Source organism: Corallococcus sp. AB038B (assembly GCF_003668955.1).
GTDB classification, from domain to species: Bacteria; Myxococcota; Myxococcia; order Myxococcales; family Myxococcaceae; genus Corallococcus; species Corallococcus exiguus.
Genome location: NZ_RAWO01000015.1, coordinates 138,665 through 153,706, shown reverse-complemented (window position 1 = coordinate 153,706; position 15,042 = coordinate 138,665). Strand labels below are relative to the sequence as shown.

General features: G+C 69.8%; 12 protein-coding genes. 3 read left to right on the top strand and 9 right to left on the bottom strand.

What is annotated here, in order from left to right; all coding sequences use genetic code 11:
- Nucleotides 1-6: 6 nt before the first annotated feature.
- The 7 genes from D7Y04_RS37225 to D7Y04_RS37195 form a co-directional block, all read right to left on the bottom strand.
- Entirely contained in the window at nucleotides 7-774 is a 768-nt protein-coding gene (locus D7Y04_RS37225; protein WP_121762404.1) for an ATP-grasp domain-containing protein, read from the bottom strand.
- Nucleotides 775-838: 64 nt separating this feature from the next.
- Complete coding sequence (locus D7Y04_RS37220; RefSeq protein ID WP_120594497.1) at nucleotides 839-1,936, bottom strand: NAD(P)/FAD-dependent oxidoreductase; 1,098 nt, start codon at nucleotides 1,934-1,936, stop codon at nucleotides 839-841.
- Between the two features lie 13 nt (nucleotides 1,937-1,949).
- The gene (locus tag D7Y04_RS37215) at nucleotides 1,950-3,707 is read right to left on the bottom strand and encodes a fatty acyl-AMP ligase (protein ID WP_121762403.1); all 1,758 of its coding nucleotides are present in this window, start codon (nucleotides 3,705-3,707) and stop codon (nucleotides 1,950-1,952) included.
- Nucleotides 3,704-3,964, bottom strand: a complete 261-nt coding sequence (locus D7Y04_RS37210; protein ID WP_217276085.1) for an acyl carrier protein — start codon at nucleotides 3,962-3,964, stop codon at nucleotides 3,704-3,706. Before D7Y04_RS37210 ends, D7Y04_RS37215 begins: the two co-directional genes overlap by 4 nt.
- A gap of 7 nt (nucleotides 3,965-3,971) precedes the next feature.
- Nucleotides 3,972-4,547: an isoprenylcysteine carboxyl methyltransferase family protein gene (locus tag D7Y04_RS37205; RefSeq protein WP_121762401.1), complete on the bottom strand. Its 576-nt coding sequence runs from the start codon at nucleotides 4,545-4,547 to the stop codon at nucleotides 3,972-3,974.
- Nucleotides 4,541-5,626 (bottom strand): type III polyketide synthase, encoded by a 1,086-nt coding sequence (locus D7Y04_RS37200; protein ID WP_121762400.1) that lies wholly within the window; start codon nucleotides 5,624-5,626, stop codon nucleotides 4,541-4,543. The genes D7Y04_RS37205 and D7Y04_RS37200 overlap by 7 nt, the downstream gene beginning before the upstream one ends.
- A gap of 178 nt (nucleotides 5,627-5,804) precedes the next feature.
- Nucleotides 5,805-6,599 carry an SDR family NAD(P)-dependent oxidoreductase gene (locus tag D7Y04_RS37195; protein ID WP_120594477.1) on the bottom strand — a complete coding sequence of 265 codons (795 nt, stop codon included), beginning with the start codon at nucleotides 6,597-6,599 and terminating at the stop codon, nucleotides 5,805-5,807.
- A gap of 110 nt (nucleotides 6,600-6,709) precedes the next feature.
- Here D7Y04_RS37195 and D7Y04_RS37190 point away from each other — a divergent pair, with 110 nt between their 5' ends.
- The 3 genes from D7Y04_RS37190 to D7Y04_RS37180 all read left to right on the top strand — a co-directional run bounded on the left by D7Y04_RS37190 (nucleotide 6,710) and on the right by D7Y04_RS37180 (nucleotide 9,954).
- A complete protein-coding gene (locus tag D7Y04_RS37190; RefSeq protein ID WP_121762399.1) occupies nucleotides 6,710-7,663 on the top strand; it encodes a LysR family transcriptional regulator in 954 nt (317 codons plus the stop codon).
- 31 nt (nucleotides 7,664-7,694) lie between these two features.
- The gene (locus tag D7Y04_RS37185; protein WP_121762398.1) at nucleotides 7,695-8,576 is read left to right on the top strand and encodes a hypothetical protein; all 882 of its coding nucleotides are present in this window, start codon (nucleotides 7,695-7,697) and stop codon (nucleotides 8,574-8,576) included.
- 160 nt (nucleotides 8,577-8,736) lie between these two features.
- A complete protein-coding gene (locus tag D7Y04_RS37180; RefSeq protein WP_121762397.1) occupies nucleotides 8,737-9,954 on the top strand; it encodes an FAD-dependent monooxygenase in 1,218 nt (405 codons plus the stop codon).
- Here the strand turns inward: D7Y04_RS37180 and D7Y04_RS37175 are convergent.
- Together D7Y04_RS37175 and D7Y04_RS37170 are read right to left on the bottom strand one after the other, a co-directional pair.
- Nucleotides 9,951-11,621, bottom strand: a complete 1,671-nt coding sequence (locus tag D7Y04_RS37175) for an SH3 domain-containing protein (protein WP_121762396.1) — start codon at nucleotides 11,619-11,621, stop codon at nucleotides 9,951-9,953. The genes D7Y04_RS37180 and D7Y04_RS37175 overlap by 4 nt on opposite strands.
- A 131-nt stretch (nucleotides 11,622-11,752) precedes the next feature.
- Entirely contained in the window at nucleotides 11,753-14,917 is a 3,165-nt protein-coding gene (locus D7Y04_RS37170) for a hypothetical protein (RefSeq protein WP_121762395.1), read from the bottom strand.
- Between the last annotated feature and the right edge of the window lie 125 nt (nucleotides 14,918-15,042).

Genomic DNA, 15,042 nt, shown 5'->3' with positions numbered 1-15,042 from the left:
GCACGCTCAGAACCGCATGGCCTCCACGGCGGCCACCATCTTGCCGACGTCGTAGGCATAGAAGCCGGCCGAGTTCAGGTTGTTGAACTCACCGATGAACAACTCGCCCTCGTGCATGAAGACGTCGAGCGCGTAGGCGCGGTCCGGGCCCCAGGTCTCCGCCATGCGCTGCGCGAAGTCATGGACCTCCGGCTCCACCTGGGACGAGGCCACCACGCGGTCCCCCAGCTTGTAGAGCGAACCGGTGATGACCCGGCCGTCCACGACGACCATGCGGTACTCGCGTTGGATGCGCCTGGGCGCGCTGACGGCCACCGGCGTGTCGGCGGTGACCGTCGCGTACGTGTCGAGCTTCAGGACCTGCTCGCGCCAGTGGGTGAACGCGTCCCAGGACGTGAGCATCCCGGAGAAGGCCTTGTCGTCCAGGCAGGGGCGGATGAAGAACGGCCCCGTCTGCACAAGCACGTCCGCGAACCGGTGCACCGTGGCCTCTGCGTTCAGCAGGTACGGGCCCAGGTGCCGCCGCCAGACGCGGTAGTCGAACTGGTCGTTGATGAAGGCGCCGGGGGTCCAACCCTGCTCGCGCGCGTAGCGGGTCAGGGAGAGCGAGCCCATCACGATGACGGGGTCGGACGGACGAACCTCGGGCTCGATGCCGCCTCCGAACGGGATGACCTTGACCAGGGTGTGCGGGATGGAGCCGTGCGCCAGGACGTCCATCAACGTGTGGAAGCCCTGCTCGTTGAAAAGGTTGTTCTGGACGACCCAGTGCATGCGCGGCTCCGTGGACGATGGCCGCCGCGCGGACGTGGGAGAGAGGAACGAGCTGACAGGCGGTTCACGTCACCACTGCGGCGAGGATGCGCTCGAAGAGCCAGGGGGCTCGGCCCAGCAGGCGCACCACGGGCCTGCGCAGACGCGGGCGGCGCGCGAGCATCAACAGGCCGTGCGTGGTCCAGGCGTACTTGCGGAACACCTGCTGGAAGGTGTGCTCGTAGGGCAGCAACGTGTCGCGGCCCGCGCCCTTCGCCAGTGCGTCCGGGAGGAGCGCGCCCAGGGACTCCGCGCAGGCGAAGGCGAGCGTGAGTCCTTCGCCTGTCAGCGCGTCCACGTAGCCGGCGGCATCACCGACGAGGGCGAAGCGATCCGCGATGCGCGTGCGAGCCACGCGGGCCAGGGGTCCGGCACCGCGTGGCTGGGAGTCCGGCTCCGCGCCGGTGAGCTTCTCCGCGAGGCGGGGGAAGCGCTCCAGCATCGCGTCGAAGCCCACGCGGCCCGGCACCGTTCCGTCCTCCCAGAGGAACGCGATGCCCACGCGCTCCGCTCCCGCTGGCGTCACGTACGCCTCGACGCCGGAGGCGAAGTGCACCTCCACGTAGGGTGTCCAGGGCACGCGCCGGAAGTGGCGCCGCAGTCCATAGCGCCGGGGCACGTCCTGCTCCACGTCCAGGTCCTCGGCCTTGCGCAGCGGTGAGTTCAAGCCGTCCGCCGCGACCAGGAAGCGCGCGGACACGCGGCCCACGGGCGTCTCCAGCGTCACCCCGTCCGGCGTGCGCACGTGCGACACGACATGCGTGTGCTCGCGCAGGTCGACGCCCACCTCGCGCGCACGGGTCGCCAGTGCATGGGACAGGGCCAGCCTGCGGACTCCGAGTCCACCGGGCGCTGGCAGCTTTCCCTCCGCCGTGCTGCCGTCCTCCTGCACGTAGCGAATGCCGACGAACGGTGAGCTGTCGCTCCGGTCCAGGTGCGCGAGCGCTCCCAACCGCTCCAGCGCCGCGAGGCCGGAGGGCATCAGGCCTTCACCGCACGCCTTGTCCACGGGCGTGGACGCGCGCTCCAGCACCACCGTGTCCAGCCCGCGCCGTGCCGCGGTGATGGCCACCGCGAGACCGGCCGGGCCTCCGCCCACCACGACCACGTCGTGCTGCTTCACGTGTCCTGCCACATCACGAGTCGTGCTCCGCGCGCACCATCGCCAGCGCGCTCTTCGCCATCTCCACCGCGAGCCCCACCGCGCCCACCTTCTTCGGCGCCGTCAGCTCTCCGGCCAGATAGCGCCGCAGCGCCTCGCTCCTTCGCAGCTTGCCGCTGGACGTGCGCGGCAGCGTCCCCGGCTCCAACAGGCGCACCGTGTGTGGCTGCACACCCGTCGCCTCCACCACCGCCGCGCGGATGTCCGCCTCCACCGAGGCCACGTCCGCTCCCCGCTCCGCGCGCTCGGCCAGGATGAGCAACGCCTCGTCCTCGCCGCCCTCGGGCGTGAAGCCCAGCGCCACCGCGCAACCCGTGCGCACGCCGTCCACCTTGAGCAGTGGATCCTCGAAGGCCTGCGGCGCGTGGTTCGCGCCCCGGATGATGACCAGGTCCTTCGCGCGGCCCGTCAGGTACAGCTCCCCGTCCGCGCTGAAGCCCAGGTCCCCCGTGTCCAGCCAGCCCTCCTCCACCAGCGCCCGCGCCGTCGCCTCCGCGTCCTCGAAGTAGCCGCGCATCACCGACGGCCCCTTCGTGAACACACGACCCACCTGGCGCTCCGGCAACACCGCGCCGTCTTCGCCGCGCACCTGCACCTCGAAGCCCGCCACCGGCGCGCCCACGCTCACCAGCGTGCGTGCCCCATCACGCGCCTGCCCTTCACGCGCCAGCGCGTCCGAATCCACGCCCAGCTCGCGCGGCCCCCGGCCCGCAGGCGGGAACGTCACCGCCAGCGAAGCCTCCGACAAGCCATACACCGGCCGCAGCGCCCGCGCGGAGAAGCCCCACTTCTCGAACCGCTCCGAGAAGCGGCGCAGCGTGTCCGCGGACACAGGCTCCGCGCCGTTGAGCGCGTGCAGCCACCCGGACAGGTCCACGCCCTGCAGGTCCGCGTCCTTCACCCGCTTCAAACACAACCCATAGGCGAAGTTCGGCGCGGGCGACACGAAGCCCCGATGCCGCGACAGCGCGCGCAGCCACAGCGCCGGCTTCACCAGGAACGTCTCCGGAGGAATCAGCACCAGGCTGCCCGGGTAGTACAGCGCCGAGAGCACACAGCCGATGAGCCCCATGTCGTGGTACAGCGGCAGCCAGCTCACGCCCACCGGCGTCACGCCCGGTGCCACCGGCATCGCCTCCTCCAGCGCCGCCACCTGCGCCACCAGCGCCGCGTGCGTCAGCGCCACCGGCTTCGGCTCCACCGTCGAGCCAGAGGAGAACTGGATGAGCCCCAGCGCGTCGGGCCCCACCTCCACCTCCAGGTCCTCGTCGCCGTGCAGCACCGCGTCCACCGTGTGACAGCCCAGCTTCGGCCGAGCCAACGCCATGCTCGGCCCCAGGAGCAGCCGCACGCGCGTGTCCGTCAGCACCACCACCGCGCCCGTCAGCTGGAGCATGCGCGCCGTCGAGCGGTGGTACTCGTCCAGCCGCCCCAGCCGCACTGGCGGATACAGCGGCACCGGCACCGCGCCCGCCAGCAGCGCGCCGAAGTACGCATCCATGAACGCGGGCGACGTGGGCAACAGCAGCGCCACCCGGTCTCCCGGACGCACGCCCAGCCGCGCCAGCCCCGCCGCCGCGCGCTTCGCCCGCCGGTAGACCTGGGCCCACGGCAGGGACGTCTCGTGCTCGGAGGCGTCCACGAACACCAGCCCCAGCGACGTGTGCGACGTCGCCTTCAGCATCGCGTTCACCGTGGCGTGCTTCAGCGCCGGCAGGGGCGGCCCCTTCACGGATGCACTCCCACGTCCGGCTTCGCGGCCTCGACCCGCGCCGCCACCAGCCGCGCCAGGTCCTCCACCGTCCGCACGCCCTGCGCGTCCTCTTCCGACAGCAGCACCCGGAAGCGGTTCTCCAGGCCCACCGCCAGCACCGTCAGCCCCAGGCTGTCCAGGTGCAGGTCGCGCAAGAGGTCGTGCGCGGGCTCCACCGCGCCCTCGAACTCCAGCTCCTCCCGGGCGATGCGGCGGATCTCCGCCACCGCCTCCATCTCGATGTCAGCCACGGCGAACCTCCGGAATGAAGCGGGGACGGTGGGCGAAGGCCTCGGAGTACATCGCTCCGAGCGCCGCCTCCTCCGCGCGAATGCGCACGTAGAGCAGCGCCGCGTTGCCCACCGTGAACACGACCGCCGTCACCCACGCCCCGTGGATGAGCGGCACGCAGAACAACTCCAACACGACCGCCACGTAGTTCGGATGACGCAGGAACCGGTACGGCCCGCCTGTCACCGGCGCCAGCCCCGGCACCACGATGATGCGCGAGTTCCACCGGTTGCCCAGCGTCCCGATGGCCCAGTACCGCAACCCCTGCGCCACCGCCGCGCCCGCCAGCGCCGCCCAACTCCACACACCCCAGAAGGGGCGCTGGAGTCCGAACACCTCCGCGACACACGCGACGAGGAACAGCGTGTGGAACACGACCATGAACCGGTAGTGCCCCTGCCCCGTCTCCACCCCGCCCTGCGCGAAGGCCAGCCCCGCGTTGCGCTTGGAGAGCACCAGCTCCAACAGCCGCTCCGCGACGAGCAGCACCATGAAGCCCGCGAACAACGCCTGCGTTCCGGTCACCATCGCACCAGCACCATCTCCGCGCAGAAGCCCGGACCCATGGCCATCACCACGCCCCAGTCGCCCGGCTTCGCGTCCGCCTCCTCCAGCGTCTCACCCAGCACGAAGAGCACCGACGCGCTGGACAGGTTGCCCACCTGCCGCAGCGAGTTCCACGAACGCTCCAGCGCGCCGGACTCCAGCTCCAGCGCGGACTCGAAGCCCTCCAGCACCTTGGGACCACCGGTGTGCGCCACCCAGTGCTTCACGTCCTTGCGGGTCAGCCCGTGCTCCGCCAGGAAGCCATCCACATTGCCCCGGATGTGCTCCTTCACCAACTGCGGCACCTTCGCGGACAGCACCACCTTGAAGCCCGTGTCCACCACGTCCCAGCCCATCACCCGTTCCGTGTCCGGGTAGAACACCGACCGCGAGCCCACCACGCGCGGGCCCGTGGCCTGGGCCTCCGCGCCCCGCAGCACCACGCACGCCGCGCCGTCCCCGAAGAGGCCGGAGGCGATGATGTTGGGGATGGACAGGTCCTCGCGCTGGAGCGTGAGCGAGCACAGCTCCGTGGCGATGAGCAGCGCCGTCTGCTTGGGAAACGCGCGCAGGTAGTCCGACGCTCGCGCCAGGCCCGCCGCGCCCGCCACGCAGCCCAGGCCGAAGATGGGCGTGCGCTTCACGTCCTCGCGCAGGCCCATCCGGTTGACCAGCCGCGCGTCCACGCTGGGCGTGGCGATGCCCGTCACCGTCACGAAGAAGACGTGGTCCACGTCCTTCGGCGTGAGCCCCGCGCGCGACAGCGCCTCGCGCGCCACCTGCTCCGACAGCTCCGTGGCCACGCGGATCCACGCGTCGTTGCGCTGCTGGAACGTCGCGAGCGCCGGGTACTCCTCCAGCGGAAGCGCCAGGTGCCGGCCGCCTACCTGCACGTTGCGGTGCAGGTCCTCCAGCCGCTCCAGGTTGAAGTGCTTCGTCGCCCACAGGTCGCGCAGCGCCGCGATGAGCTGTTCCTGGCTGGCGTAGTGCGGAGGTAACGCGCGTCCCACCGCGCTCAACGAAGGGGATGGCGCGGGGTCGTGATGGGGTGTGCTGGGCATGAAGTCCTGGGGGTCCCACCCGGGGAGTCGAGTCCCCAGGCATAATCAGCCGCAGGGCGGGATGCGATGGACTATCGCCAGAGCTGCCCGTCCCTGAACCCCACCGGCTGCCCGCACTGTTGCACACGCGACGCCCCACCGCCGGCTCCGCGACCGGAGGGGCCCTTTTTCGTCGCGCTCAGGCGATGGAGTCCACCACGCCCCCGTCGACCCGCAGCGCGGCGCCGGTGGTGGCGGAGGCCTGGGGTGACGCGACGTAGACAATCATGTTCGCCACCTCCTCCACGCTGGACGGGCGGCGGAGGATGGAGCTGGGCCGGTTCGCCTGGATGAAGTCCACGGCGAGGTCCTCGAAGGACCGGCCCGACTTCTCGTGCTCCTCGCGGAACATCGTGCGGACACCCTCGGAGAGGGTGGGCCCCGGCAGCACGGAGTTGACCGTGACGCCCGTCCCCGCCATGCGCTTGGCCAGGCCGCGCGCGACGGACAGCTGCGCCGTCTTGGTGACGCCGTAGTGGATCATCTCCGTGGGGATGTTCAGCGCGGACTCGGACGAGACGAACACCACGCGGCCCCAGCCCTGCTTCTGCATCCCCGGCAGGTACGCGCGCGACAGCCGCACGCCGGACAGCACGTTCGCCTCGAAGAAGTGGCTCCAGTCCTCATCGGTCACATCGAAGAAGTCCTTCGGTCCGAAGATGCCCAGGTTGTTGATGAGGATGTCGCAGTGGGGGTGCGCCGCGACGAGCGCCGTGGTGGCCTCCCCCGTGCTCAGGTCGCCCGCGAAGCCCTTCACCGTGGCGCCGGGGGCCGCCTCGCGCACCGCCGCGATGGCCCGGTCCACCGCCGCCTGCGTGCGGCCGTTGACGATGACCGTGGCGCCCGCCGCCGCCAGCCCCTTCGCCGTGGCCAGGCCGATTCCGGCCGTGGAGCCGGTGACGAGGGCAGTCCTTCCAGTGAGTTCGATGCGCATGGGGTGTCCTGGGAAAAGAGGAGTACGGCTGAAGGCTCCTGGGTATGCGGTCCGCGAGCCTCCGAAACAATGGCCACGCCACGCAAACCAGCATTCGATAGTTTCGAACAATGGATCGCTTCGACGAGATGGAGCTGTTCCTCGACATCGCCCGGCGGGGCAGCTTGTCCGCCGTCGCGCGTGCCCGGGGCGTGGCGCCTTCCACGGTGACGCTGGGACTCCAGCGCATGGAGGCACGGCTGGGAGTGCGGCTGCTCGCCCGGTCCACACGGCGACTGTCGCTGACCCCCGAGGGCGAGGGCTACCGCGCGGACTGTCAGCGCATCCTCACCGACCTGGCGGAGAGCGAGGCGGGAGTGGGCGGGCGCGAAGGTCCCCTCACCGGCCTCCTGCGCGTCACCGCCACCAACGACTTCGGCCGCGCGCGGGTGGCCCCGCTGGTGGACGCATTCCTCCAGCTCCATCCGGGGGTGCGCGTGGAGCTGGTGCTGAGTGACGGAGTGCTGGACCTCATCGAGGAGGGCATCGACGTGGCGCTGCGCTTCGGGCCGCTGGCGGACTCTCGGCTGACGGCGAGGCGCATCGTCTCCGGCCGGCGCGTGGTGTGCGCGGCGCCTGCGTACTGGGCCCGCAACCCGCCGCCTCGCAAGCCCGCGGACCTGACGCGCCACAACTGCCTGGTGCTCGCGCGTCCGGGCGCGCCGCAGACGAGCTGGGCGTTCCGCGACGAGGACGGCCGCGTCTTCCACGTGCGCGTGTCCGGGGACCGGACCGCCAATGACGGCGGCGTGCTGAAGGACTGGGCCCTGGCGGGCGCGGGCGTCATCCTCAAGTCCACCTGGGACGTGGAGGCCCTGCTCGCCTCCGGCCACCTGGTGTCCGCGCTGGACCGCTTCACGCTGCCGGACATCGACCTGCACGCGGTCCACACCGCCGGGCGCGAACCGGGCCGCCGGCTCGCGGCCTTCCTCGCGTTCCTGGACGAGCACCTCCACCTGCCCCCGGGGTCCGTGGGCGCGAGACGCCGCCGCGCGGGCCGGAAATCCTCTTCACTCGGAGTATGATGCGCGTTTCACCTTTCAGGGAAGACACACCATGGCCGAGGAAGCCACCGTCCGGTTGTTGAAGCAGCAGTCCACGAGCAGCGCCTACGTCCACGTGGTGACGCCACCGAAGCCGCCCGCGGAGCTGACGGCTGCCCTGAGCAACGCGAACGTTGGCGCGGTCTGCGCGCTGCTCGCGGGAGGGGCGCACAGCACGGTCGTCACCGACATCGCGCTGGACCAGGAGGCGGATGGCAATCGCAGCCCACCCCAGCGCAACCCCGCGGGGCTCCGGCAGAAGGACAGCCAGCAGAGGACCGTCGCGAATCACATCTCCAAGTGGGGCGCGAAGGTCGGCACCGAGTGGCGCCTGTTCAAGCAGCCGAAGATCGAAGCGTTCGTGGTGAGCCTCTTCCAGGCGGTGAAGGCCGGGGCGGAGAGCGGCAATCACCTCTGGACGAAGTGCGCCGTCACCTTCAGTCGCGCGGACCTCTTCCACTGCCACCTGGTCTACGACGTCTCCGGAACCCAGCCGGACATCCTGTTCCTCTTCCACCTGAAGGAATACCCAAGCAACATCGAAGCGGACAAGAGCCACGACGCGCACCTCATCGAACCGGACATCGCCGAGTTCACGTCCCATGAAGACGCGGGCTACCCGCGGCGCAATGCCGTCTACTCCCTGCGCATGAACCGGCTGTGGATCATCAATTACATCCGCCGCTATGACGATGACCTGTGCGTCCCGGTCTACAAGGAGGAGCATCCCTACCTCCCGCTGCTGACGAGGACTTCCCGGGAAGCGAACATGCTGAGCAACGTCTACGGCAATCCCCTGGCCGTGGGCGGAGACCAGCTGGGGGACGAGTTCGGGACCATCAATTACTTCCCCCGGGAGCTCGCCCATCCCATCTTCGCGGTGCGCGGGCACTGAGCCCGGGCGGCGATGCCCTGACAGGCCGCCGCACCGTCCGCTCCTGAATCGTCCCCCAGCCCTTCTGTCCTGCCTGCAACGACAGACAGCGCTTCCGACCAGCGTCGATTTCCCTGACAGGCCGGTAGCATCCGGGCCGTTCGCGCGCTGGGGGGATTCGATGAAGATGGTCTGTGTTGGCGGAGGCCCTGCCGGGCTCTATTTCTCGATCCTGGCGAAGCTGTCCAACCCGAGGCACGACGTCACCGTCGTCGAGCGCAACCCCCAGGGCATGACGTATGGCTGGGGCGTCGTGTTCTGGGATGACCTGCTGGACGACCTCTTCCGCAACGACCCGGTGAGCGCGCAGAGAATCGCCCAGGCCGCGGCGCGCTGGGACACGCAGGAGGTGCACCTGCGAGGCCGGTACGCGACGCACATTGGCGGCTATGGCTTCGCGCTGGGACGGGACCGGCTGCTGGACATCCTCATCCGCCGGGCGAGGGGGCTGGGCGTGGACGTCCGCTTCGAGCACGACGTCACGGACCTCTCCGCGTTCATGGACGCGGACCTCGTCGTCGCCTGTGACGGCGTCAACAGCCGGCTGCGCCAGCGCCACGCCCATCACTTCCAGACGCACGTGGAGGAGGGACGCAACAAGTACATCTGGCTGGGCACCGACAAGGTGTTCGACGCCTTCACCTTCGCCTTCGAGGAGACGCCCGCCGGCTGGCTCTGGTTCCACGGCTACCGTTTCAACAGTGAGACCAGCACCTGCATCGTGGAGTGCCAGGAGACGACCTGGAAGGCGTTGGGCTTCGACGCGCTGGGACCGGATGAAACGCTCCGGAAGCTGGAGGGCATCTTCCAGAGCCGGCTCCAGGGCAAGTCGCTGTTCAACCAGCTGAAGGGCATGGGCCGGGCGCCGTGGCTCAACTTCAAGCGCCTCACCAACGAGCGCTGGTACCACGACAACGTGGTGCTCATGGGGGACGCCGCGCACACCACGCACTTCTCCATCGGCTCCGGGACGAAGCTGGCCATGCAGGACGCCATCGGGCTGGCGCGGCAGCTGCGAACGCAGCCGGACGTGCCCACCGCGCTGGAGGCGTATGACGAGGAGCGGCGCGCCTCCCTGCTGGCCATCCAGCTGGCGGCGCGCAGCAGCTCCGAGTGGTTCGAGAACGTCCCCAACTACGTGAACCAGGACGCGACGCAGTTCGCCCATTCGCTGCTGAACCGCCGGGGCAGCTCCGTGTGGAGCTATCTGCTGCTCATGGCCAGCCAGCAGCCCTCGCTGCGAGGCGTGCTGCGCAAGCTCCACTCCTCCAAGCAGTGGGTCCGCGAGCAGCGCCGGGGCCGCACCGCGGTGGTGCTGGGGGCGCCGCCGCCGGGTTAGGGAGACGTCGCGGCGTCCGGCGGGGGCGGCGTGGCGATAAGCAGGCCGTAGGCGTTATTGCCCTCGGTCTGCGTCCACGAAGCCTTGAAGTCCTTCCACGAGTAGACCTCCTCGCGGTTCTGGTAGGGATTGTAGACGCGCACCATCCAGTCGCCGTTGCCATTCTCCTCCACCGCGCGGACGTTCACGAAGTACGCCGTGCCCCCGGCGCGCAGCATTCCATCCGCGCCGTCCGGGTTGATGTTGACCAACGCGACCAGTGACTTGCCGTCGGCGAGGAACCGCGCGAAGTCCTCCTCTGACAGCGGGTTTCCCGACGTGTAGTCCGTGGTCCAGTTCTCGGCCGCGTACATCGGTATCAGGTCGTCCTTGCCGGTCGGGTCCCCGGTTTTGAGCCAGCCCTCGTTCGTGTCGCTGGAGGCCGCGAAGAGGGTCAACGCCTCCTGGGGCAACAGCCCCATCGACGCACCCACGGCCAGTGGGCCGCACAGGTTGTTGTGGACCCTGGGCCAGCCGTCGCCCAGCATCGAGTTGAGGTTGAGGTACTGCGCGGCGGAGTCGGGATTCACCGCGAACTCACGCCACTCGCCCACCTTGCCACGGCCCAGCGTGCTGTCCGTGCCGAGGAAGGAGTGCTCCAGCACCTCGCCTCCGGATTGCACACCACTGAAGAGCTTCTGGGTCTGCTCGCTCACGGCGGCCTGCCATTCCTGCTGGAAGATGGCCTGCTTGCTCTCCGAGGGCAGGTGGCTCCACGCCATGGAGCTGAAGGAGGGCGGCGGCGGGCCGTTGACGTCGAACTCCGGCATCGGCCAGTTCTCCGCCACCACCTTCTCGCGGGCGGTCTGGATGATCTCCGCGCGGCTCTCCTTCGGCAGCGCGTTCCACACGTGCATCTCGATATCGGGCGGGCGCGTGCCGTCCGCCATCCATTGGGGGAAGGGGGACTCATAGGGCGGCGGCGGGACGACCTCTTCCTTGACCAGGGACGCCTTCACCCAGGCCTGGGTTCCGTTCTCCAGTTCCACGTTCAGCCAGGACGAATCCTCGTTCTGGCCAATCACCTTCAGCTTGTCGCCCGCCGTCAGGTCCCCGATGTCGTCGAAGGTCACGCCCGGCCCACTCCGGATGTTCATGTTGCCGTTCGGCAAGACCCAGCGCTCGCCGTCAGCCACCTGGCGGTCCGCCACGCCAGACAGCCCCAGCTTCTGGATGAGGGCTTCACGCTGAGGCCCCGGAGGCGTGGAGAGGACCTGCTGCATCTTGCCCGCGGGCACCGGGACAGGCTGCGAGTAGCGCGGGTGCGTCGCCTGCCACTGGCCCAGCGTCTCGTAGCGCACCGTGGGGTGGTTGGGGTCCACCACGGAGCCGTCCGGCTTGCGCACCAGGGCGTGGCCCACGCCGTCGCTCGCGTCACGCATGAGGACGATGGAGTCCCCCGGCCGCGCCAGCCCCATCGCCTTCTCCAGGCAGTTGGCGCTGCCGTCTCCCAGCCGCTCCGTGTGCAGGTTGCTCGCGGGCGCGGGCGTGGCGTCGAACGTGGACGTCGACCCGAACGGCTGCGGACGGGGCGCGGGCTGGAGCGTGGGGCCCCTCCCAGCCGGAGCGGGCGGGGGCTCCGGGCGAGGAGGTACGGCCAGGGGCAGGAAGCGCGAGAACTGAATCATCGGGAGCGGCCTCGGGGACGAAAACGTCGTTTCCCCAAGTCACGCGGAGCCGCACCCGAATTGAATTAAGCCGAGTTAAACGTACATCCCCGGCCCGCCACCCCTGTCGCGCGGCGGGCCGGAGGAAGCGGCTACGGAACGACGTACAGGTCGCCGTTCGTCTGGGTGATGGCCCCACCCACGACGTTGTAGACGTCGAAGAGGTCGGCGCTCTTGAAGCTCGCGCCCGCGGCCACCGGGGCCAGGAGGGGCGACGTCGTCAACTGCGACTGCGTGGTGCTGACGAAGGTGTTGCCGGCGACCGTGACCAGGTTGTCCGCGGGCAGCGTGCCGCTGTTCACGCTGGTGTCAGGACGCAGCCACATGCCAGCGAGCAGCTGGTTGAAGGCGGCCGAGTTGTGGAGCGGCGTGCTGCTGATGTTGACGCTGAGCGACGTGTCACCGGCATTGGCCGCGCTGCTGACCGTGCCCGCGATGGAGACGAACGGGGTGTAGCCGCCCGTGGCGTAGTGCGTCTGGTTGTTGTTGTTGATGATCAACTGGCCGTACGCCACGCCGCTGTGCTTGAGGAACACCGTGCCCGCGCCACCGTCGGTGTACGTGGCGTTGATGCCCGTGCCGCCACGCGCCTGGAGCTGCGCGCTGGTCGAGGGGTACGGATAGCCAATGGCCCCCACGAAACTGGAAGCATCCCCCGTGCTCACCATCGCGATACGCCCGCCACCACCCGCGCGCGTGGAGCCGACCGAGCTGGAGTTGTACGCATTCGCCCCGTTGGCAGTGAGGGTGCCGTTCCAGCCCGTGGTGTCGAAGCCGCCGCAGCGCAGGGAGATGGAACCACCCGCCGCGCCGTACTGGGCGCCCGTGGTCACCGCGCCCGCCTTGATGAGGGAGGTCCCGCCCAGCGTGCAGACGCCAGTGGCATTGAGCCGGAAGACACCACCGCCAGGGCTCCGGAAGCCCAGGTACGACGGCGAGGCACCGACCGTGGTTCCCGCTCCGCCCGGATACCGGGGGTCGCGGTAGTCGTCGTAGACCATGCCCCGGACCGCGCCGGCCGCGTACCCACCACCGACACCGCCATGCCCCGCGCCGTAACCACCCGACGATCCAGTCGCGGATGAGGGCCCCGTCGCGCCAAAGCCCCACAGGGTCTGCGGCGCGCCCTGGGCATCCATCGCCGCCGGGTAGCCCAGGCCCGCGACGTCGACAGCGCCACCCGTGAGGCTGAAGGTCCCCGCGAGCGTCATCTGGAGGCTGGACACCTGCGCGGCGGCCGGCGACGTCTTGAACAGCGGCAGGTAGTGCTTGAGGGTGCCCGCGCTCTGCGCGTAGCGCGCCGCCTGGAGCGAGTTGGTGACCAGCGTGCCGCCGCTCAAAGTCACGTCACCGGACGCGATGATGGCGGGCACGGTCACCGAGCCCGCGGACACCGTCACGTTGTCCGCGACAAGCGTCCCGCCTCCAAGGGGCGGCATGGCCTGCGTGGACTGCACGACGTTCACCGCGCCGGCCGCGTACTCGATGCGGCCCGTCCTGCCGCTTGTCGTGTCGAAGAGCACCAGTCCATTCACGGTCATCGTGGGCGCGCCGGAGTTCGTCGTGTTGCCGGACACGACGTGGATGTCGCCGTTGGTCTCCAGGATGGCGTTGCCGAGCACGTCCAGGTGGTCCAGCACATCCACGCTGCGGAAGAACGCGCCGGACGCGACGCCGGCGGGCACGACGCTCGTCGTCAGGGTGCCCACTGCGTTGGTGGTGACGCTCACCAGGTTGGACGGATCCAGCAGCGCACCGCCCGCGGCGGTGATGTCCGGCCGCAGCCAGCCGCCCGCGAACACGCCGTTGTAGATGGCGGAGGACGACGGGGTCGTGACCTGGGTGAGCGCGGGGTTGAAGTTCAGCGGCGCACCCGCGTTCTCGTAGTAGGTCGCGTTGAACATGGTGCTGGCGACGGAGACGGGGATGGAGGTAGCGCCCGCGGTGACGTTCGCCGTGACGGTGCCGGCCAGCGCGGGGAGCCGGGTGGTGCCCTCGTTCTGGTAATGCGCGGGCGAGTTGTTCGCGATGATGAGGTCGCCGTAGGTCAGCCCGCTGTGCTTCAGGAAGATGGTGCCCGCGCCACCGGCGCCCACCACGTAGCTGGAGTTGGCCGGAGCGCCGCCGAAAGCGTGGACCCGGGCAGTGAGGTTCACGGGCGGGTAGCTCACCGCGCCCGTCATCGTCGCGGCATCACCGGTGCTGACCAGGGCGATGCGGCCACCACCGCCCGCGCCCAGCGGGATGGAGGAGTTCCCCGCGCCCTGGCCGCCGTCCGCGATGAGGGTTCCCGTCCAGCCCGTGGAGACGATGGCACCACAGCGGAGGTTGATGGAGCCGCCCGCCGCATTGAACGACGCGGACGCCGCGACAGTGGCCGAACCACCCAGCACGCAGGGCCCGGTGGACGTGATGCGCACCACGCCACCTCCGTGGGTGCCCGAGTACGTGTCATTGGTGGCGCCGGGGAACTTCGGGTCGCGGTAGTCGCCGTAGGTCGTCCCCGCGTTGCCCGCCTGGTTGTTGTTCGCCTGCGAGATGTTCATGCGGTAGTTGCCGGAGCCCATGCCGCCGTGGCTGGCGCCGTACAACTTGCTGGTGCCCGCGAGCGATGCCGACGGCACGCCATTGGGGCTGAAGCTGACCAGGCCGTTGCCACTGCAGGACCCATTGGCGAAGCAGGTCATGCCGTAGCCCTTGTTGGTGGTGTTGATCGCACCACCCAGCAGGTTCCAGGAGCCCATGAGCACGTCCAGCTTGAACATGGCGGCGTTGGTGGCCTGGAGGTGCGTCACGGTGCCGCCCGTGATGAAGACGTCGCCGAAGGTCTGGCCCACCGTGCTGGCGTCGAACGTGACGGTGCCGCCGGTGATGTAGAGGTTCCGGCCGCCCGCGTTGCCGGAGGTGACCGTGACGGTGCCAGTGGTGATGGTGGTGCCCGCGCTGCCATTGAACAGCGCCGAGTCGAACGTGACGGAGGCCGTGTCCGGCAGCGTGGTCGTGCCGCTGCCGTCCGTGACGGTGGCGGAGAACGTGGTGGGCACGGTCAGCGCCGTGGAGCTGCGCGCGGTGACGACGTAGCTCCCCGCGCCGGAGTCCACCGCCGTGAGGCATGTCGCGCCCGGCGTGTTCACGGTGCAGGCGGAGGTCCCCGTGCCGCCCAGCGTGACCGATCCATCACTGCTCAGGACCTCCACATGGAGTCCCGTTCCCAGGGGTTCACCATTCACGTCGCGCGGCGTGACGGTGAGGGTCACATAGGCCAGTCCGTCCGAGGGAGTGTTGGTTGCGGACGCAAGCAATTGAGGCTGCGGTGAAGTCAGACCCGCGCGCGAGTTCGCGGGGGCCGGCCCACTTTCTTCCAGTGGTGGCGAGGAACAGC